This window comes from Anoxybacillus sp. (assembly GCF_036834105.1).
Lineage (GTDB): Bacteria > Bacillota > Bacilli > Bacillales > Anoxybacillaceae > Anoxybacillus.
On record NZ_DAITON010000140.1, the window covers coordinates 1 to 5,791 of the forward strand.

Consider the following 5,791-nt stretch of genomic DNA (forward strand, 5'->3'; position numbering starts at 1 on the left):
GGATTTTTGAATATATTGAGTGTTTTTATAATGCCGAGCGAATTCATTCCGCTAACGAGTACATATCTCCGATGGCATATGAGAAGCTGCATCAGCAAGGCAAAAAACAATCCTTCTCTGAATGAAAAAAAAGTCGCGATATGGCGGTTTCTTAATCCTCTTGATAAGGAGAAGGGTTTACCAACCGTTCTCCTTATCAAGAGGCCACCAAACGAAGTGCGGTAGTAGGGTTTTAAAATTTTTCCCGATTTTACGTGTCTATTTTCTTGACATAATACCAATGAACCTCCTTGTGGATAGTTGTGGGCACATGTATTCTAACCAAGGAATCGGGTTCATGTCTTCTTTTTTCTGTGAAAATAAAGGGTTCATGAACGGTTATTTTCATGCTTGGGTGGCGAGAAAAACTTCCTCATGGGTGTTTTATTTGTAAATTTACGTTAGTAAATTTGCTCATCTACAGTTCTTTCATTAATTACCGAATTGTTTGGGATGTTGTCCAAAATAAAATCCCTAAGCTAAAGCAACATATTAAGCAATTGCTAAATGAGAGAGAGATTTAAACACCCCTCCAACGCTTTTATTTGGAGGGGTGTTTATCGTTATTCTCCCTTATTCATTGTATCATTCGGATCGGGCGTATAGCTTGATTTGTAGTCTTTGTATGTTAGCTCGGTTACCATTCCTGCTGAAGCATGGTGCAATTCATGGTAATGGAACATCCAATGTCCTGGATTATCTGCTTTAAACGCGACGACATATTCTTCACCAGGGTTTACATTTAAGGTATCTTTCATCAATGGAGAGCCTGTGACTGGCTCGCCGTTTTTGCTTAATACTTGGAAGAAATGTCCGTGTAAATGCATCGGATGTACATCCATAGGTGAATTGTTCACTATTTTTACTTTTACTAAATCTCCTGTCTTTACATTGATCGGCGCTGTGTCAGGATACGTTTTACCATCAATCGTGAAAATCATGCCATTTTTGCCCATGGCGGTTCCTAAATCCATTGTGTATTCAACATCATATGTTTGGTCTAACGTAAATGAACCTACTTCATATTTTCCGTATGTTGTTATATCCACAACAGGGAGGTTTTCTGTTGCGTTTACTTTGTCCGTGTTGTTTGTTTGTCCTTCATATTGAATTTTTACTTTCATGCCATCGATACCTTTCGTATCTCCGTGACATTCTAGTAACCACTCACCCGGGTTATTGGCGATAAACTCAATGTCGTAGCGCTCACCTGGGGCGATATTCAACAATTTATCTTTGACTGGTTCTGGATCGTTGATCGGTTGTCCATCCATTGCGACAATTTTAAACTCATGTCCGTGTAAATGAAGCTTGTGGGACATATATCCTGCATTAATGAGACGAAGGCGCACTTTTTCGCCTTTTTTTACTTTCAGTGGTTCAATCGCTTGACCACTTTTTCCGTTAATTGTAAAAATGTCATACATGCTCATGTCATGTGTCATCGCACCGCCACCGTGATGTGTATCGGAATGATGTGCATGGCCATTTGTTGATGCGCCCTGTTGTTGGCTAATCCATTCGTCCAATACGAGTGTATAATCTCGATCTATACGTTCTTCATCTTCAGGTTCAACAATAAATGTCCCGTATAATCCTTTATCTACTTGCTCGGCGCTTTTTTGATGTGAATGATACCAATATGTCCCAGTTATCGTTGCAGTAAATTCATACGTAAATGTTTCACCGGGTTTTACTGCGTCCATGGTGACGCCAGGAACGCCATCTTGGCTAATTGGAACAGGATAGCCGTGCCAATGAATCGCCGTTGGTTCGGGCAGTTCGTTTTTAAAAATGATTTTCACTCGCTCCCCTTGTTTTACCCGAATTTGCGCGCCAGGTACAGAGCCGTTATACGTATACACAGGAACCGTTACGTTATCATTTATTTGCCATTGTGCCTCTTTAGCAACGATGTGAATTTCTTTCCCGGATAATACGTCCGGTTGTTTTGCCTCTGATTGATGTTCCATAGAATGTTGTGACGAATCATTTGCGCATGCGGCGGTGAATATAGTAAGTGTAACTAACATAAACAGTTTTCGTAGCATAGTATCTCTCCTTTCTCATTCGTACTGCTGTTATTGTAAAATAAAAGTATGGAGAATGTGTGGATGTAGATAAGGGTCATTTAAAATAAAAAGGAGAATGTGCATGAAGAGATGGATTGTTGTACTCATCGTTTTATTTCTTTCTGCTTGTGGTGTATCAAAAGCGGAAGAAACATATGAAGAAGGTGAGAACGTAGTATACCATGTTGTAACAGAGGAACAGCTTCCACAACATGTAAAAGCGTTATATGTTCGCCAGCATAAACAATTCAAAACGTATACGGTTCAGCAAGATGGAGTGACGTACGTTGTCATTCACCTCGGTGAAAGAAGAACAGGGGGATACGATGTTGTCATCACCAATGTAACGTACGAAAAAGGGAAAATCGTCGTCTATTATGAGGAGCGAAAGCCAGCACCTGACGCCATTGTGACGCAAGCATTAACGTATCCGAAAATCGCAATAAAAATAGAAACAACGATACCAGTAGAAGTAAAGAAAAAATAGCCCTATGTTCGTGCATAGAGCTATTTTTTTACGTCAATCGCGTCAGCAACGATCCATCCTGATAACGCACAGCTGATTGAACCAGCACCCGGAAAAACTGTATCGCCACAAAGCCAAAGTCCTTCCACGTTTGTTTTTGGTGAATACGTAGACAGCAAGCTCAAAGCACCGTTTGGAATATACCCCCCAACTTTTCCGAGCGCGCGATGGGTAAAGCGAGAAAATGTGACAGGTGTGCCGATGAGCTGGACATGTATGTTTGTTAAAGGGAATGTGTCGTGCACTCGTTGCAATATGCGTTCTGCAAGCATATTTTTCTCTTTGTCATATGCATCGCGATTCCACCACCGAAGCGGGTCAGTATGTGTTGAAATCGTGATTGAACGTTTTCCGAAAGGTGCCATTTGCTGATCGAACGGTGCTGAAACAGACAATAAAAATTGGTTTCCTTCGCTCATCGGTTTTGTTGCATCAACGATAAATTGGTGATACAAGCTATCTGTTTGTAAGTCGTCGTCCGTCCCGATATAAATTGTAAAAGCCCCCCAAGCCGGGCGTTGTTTTTCTTTTTCTTCACGAATAGAAAATGTTCGTTTTATTGAATCGTCTAAAATGGAAAAGATACTATGGACAGAGCCATTGAATACAACGTGCTTTGCTTCGTATGTTTGTTTTCGGTTCGTCGTCACCATCCAATGGCGCTCTTTACGAATGGAAACGACTTTTTCCCGCATGATTAGTTCACCACCGAGCTGCTTGTAACGTTCAGCAAGCGCATGAACGACAGATGCGAGCCCTCCCTCAACATAAAATGCTCCCCGATGAAATATGCTTAACGCAACGGCACCGAGTAAAGCGGGGCAACGTTCAACTGTCGTTTGTACGCTATCAACGAGCTGACCGTTTAAAAAGGCGATGAATGTCTCATCACGAATGCCGTAATGTTGCAGACGTTTCGCAACCGATTGGAATAAAAACGGTGTTGCGCCTATTAGTTTGCGATCTACTTTTTGCATGACATGAAAGGCGTGCGTTACCGTTTTTGGCGGAATGATCGGTCGTTTATATACAAAAGAAAGCATCGTATCTGCAAGGGAAAACATTTCTTCAAAAAAGCGGACGATGGCTGCGCTATCTTTCGGAAACTGTTTTGCGATTTCATCAAACCACCGTTCTTTTTGCTGATAGTATCGAATCGTTCGTTTAGAAACATGCACATCCATTACTGTATGCAATAAATGTACTGGCGGGGGAGACGTGTCGAGTTGTTGAAAGAGCTGTGAAAATACGCCTCCTTCTTCAAACCCCATACCGAGCGTCGCGCCTGCTTGAAAGCGAAACGACTGCCGCTCAAATTTTCCTGCGCATCCACCGAGTTCATTTGCTGCTTCAAGTGTAAGCGTACGATAACCTTTTTTCGCAAGGAGCACGCTAGCGGTTATTCCTCCAAAGCCTGTGCCAACAATAATAACATCGTACAAGATGGTCACCTTCTTTTTCTTTTTATTATACAATTATTAAACAAATATTGTACAATAAGAAAGTGTAAAAGATGAAAGGATGGTATGAATGCATACAGCTGTTGTTTGGTTTCGACGGGATTTCCGTCTATATGATCATACGGCGCTCGTTCACGCGCTTCATTGGGCAAAGGAAAGGCAAGGAAAGCTTCTTTTTCTCTTCCATGTCGACCCTTATTTTGCAAACGAAAGAACGTATCATCATGCATATTTCTTTCAAACTGTTGAGCAATTTCGTCAAACGTTACGCGAACGTGGCATACATGTGCATATATTGTACGGGGAGATCGATCATGTATTCGCTCGGCTGACGAATAAAGTAAATATAAGCGCCGTGTTCTTCAATAAAGATGAAGTCGGGCGAGGGAAAGAGAGAGATAATTACGTGAAGGCGTTGCTAGAAAAGCGTGGAATTGAAGTGCATGCATACAACGATGCGCATATGCACGGGGCGTTTGAGGTGTTGAAGGCAGATGGTTCGCCTTATAAAGTATATACTCCATATTACCGCGCGTGGCGCAAGCTTCCTAAACGACCGCCGCTTTCGATCGATGTGAATGAACTACGTGCCTATATGTTACCCATCACTCCGCTTGCCGAGGACGATGAGCGTACTTTTTCTATATGGCTTGCTCAATGTACGAAACGTTGGAGAAATATAGGGGAGCAAGATGCGTTACATGCTTTGCGACAGTTTATCGATATCGCTCTCCCGAGTTATCATCGTCAGCGGGACATTCCGAGCATTTTGGGCACGAGTCGATTGTCTCCGCATATAAAAACGGGGACGATTTCGATTCGTACAGTTTTTCACGCTGTCGCACAACAATTTGGAAACGGCTATGATGAAGCGGTTGAAACGTATATAAAAGAACTTGCTTGGCGTGATTTTTATCATATGGTTTATGCCCATTTTCCTTTTACGAAAACAGAAGCGTTCATTGAAGCATACCGCCATCTGCCTTGGTCACGTGATGAGAAACGGTTTGAAGCTTGGAAAGAAGGAAAAACGGGTTTTCCGTTTGTTGATGCGGGCATGCGTCAGTTAAAAGAGGAGGGCTGGATGCATAATCGCCTCCGCATGATCGTTGCGTCATTTTTAACGAAAGACTATCTTATTGATTGGCGAATGGGGGAGGGATATTTTCGACAGATGTTAATTGACTATGACGAAGCATCGAATATTGGGGGATGGCAATGGGCTGCTTCTGTCGGAACGGATGCCGTTCCATATTTTCGCGTATTCAACCCGATCGAGCAATCTAAAAAGTTTGACCCCGACGGCACATATATTCGCACATATGTGCATGAACTTGCCCCTTTGCCGTCAGCACATATTCATGAGCCGTGGAAAAGTAGCATAAAGGTCAATTACCCTGAACCGACAGTTGATCACCAATTACAGCGTCAACGCGCCATTGCGTTATTTCGGATGGATCGGCCGCTATAAAAATCGTCTTGTATCAAATGGGGGAATTGTTCGATAGATCATAGAACTAGAGTGCAAGTAGCTTTAGTTCTTTTTTTATGATCGTCGCCTTTTTCACCCAACTTTCACTAAAGTGACGTATGATGTAGCCAAGATCCCGAGCTTCCCTTGTTAGAAAGAGATTAGACGAAGAAGTCCTGCGGTAATATGTCAAGGTGAAAAATCATCGAAATTGGAAATTCGA

General features: G+C 42.3%; 5 protein-coding genes. 3 read left to right on the forward strand and 2 right to left on the reverse strand.

What is annotated here, in order from left to right:
• Positions 1-14: 14 nt before the first annotated feature.
• Entirely contained in the window at positions 15-125 is a 111-nt protein-coding gene (locus tag V7Z64_RS13360) for a hypothetical protein (RefSeq protein ID WP_442885206.1), read from the forward strand.
• Positions 126-602: 477 nt separating this feature from the next.
• On the opposite strand, the gene V7Z64_RS11410 is transcribed toward V7Z64_RS13360, so the two are convergent.
• A complete protein-coding gene (locus tag V7Z64_RS11410) occupies positions 603-2,090 on the reverse strand; it encodes a multicopper oxidase family protein (protein ID WP_297991700.1) in 1,488 nt (495 codons plus the stop codon).
• A gap of 103 nt (positions 2,091-2,193) precedes the next feature.
• Between V7Z64_RS11410 and V7Z64_RS11415 the strand changes: the two genes are divergently transcribed.
• Positions 2,194-2,598, forward strand: a complete 405-nt coding sequence (locus V7Z64_RS11415; protein WP_297991698.1) for a protease complex subunit PrcB family protein — start codon at positions 2,194-2,196, stop codon at positions 2,596-2,598.
• Between the two features lie 20 nt (positions 2,599-2,618).
• Here V7Z64_RS11415 and V7Z64_RS11420 read toward each other — a convergent pair whose 3' ends face one another.
• Positions 2,619-4,088 carry a phytoene desaturase family protein gene (locus V7Z64_RS11420; RefSeq protein WP_297991695.1) on the reverse strand — a complete coding sequence of 490 codons (1,470 nt, stop codon included), beginning with the start codon at positions 4,086-4,088 and terminating at the stop codon, positions 2,619-2,621.
• Positions 4,089-4,167: 79 nt separating this feature from the next.
• Here V7Z64_RS11420 and V7Z64_RS11425 point away from each other — a divergent pair, with 79 nt between their 5' ends.
• Positions 4,168-5,568, forward strand: coding sequence for a cryptochrome/photolyase family protein (locus tag V7Z64_RS11425; protein ID WP_297991692.1), 1,401 nt, complete (start codon positions 4,168-4,170; stop codon positions 5,566-5,568).
• Positions 5,569-5,791 lie beyond the last annotated feature (223 nt).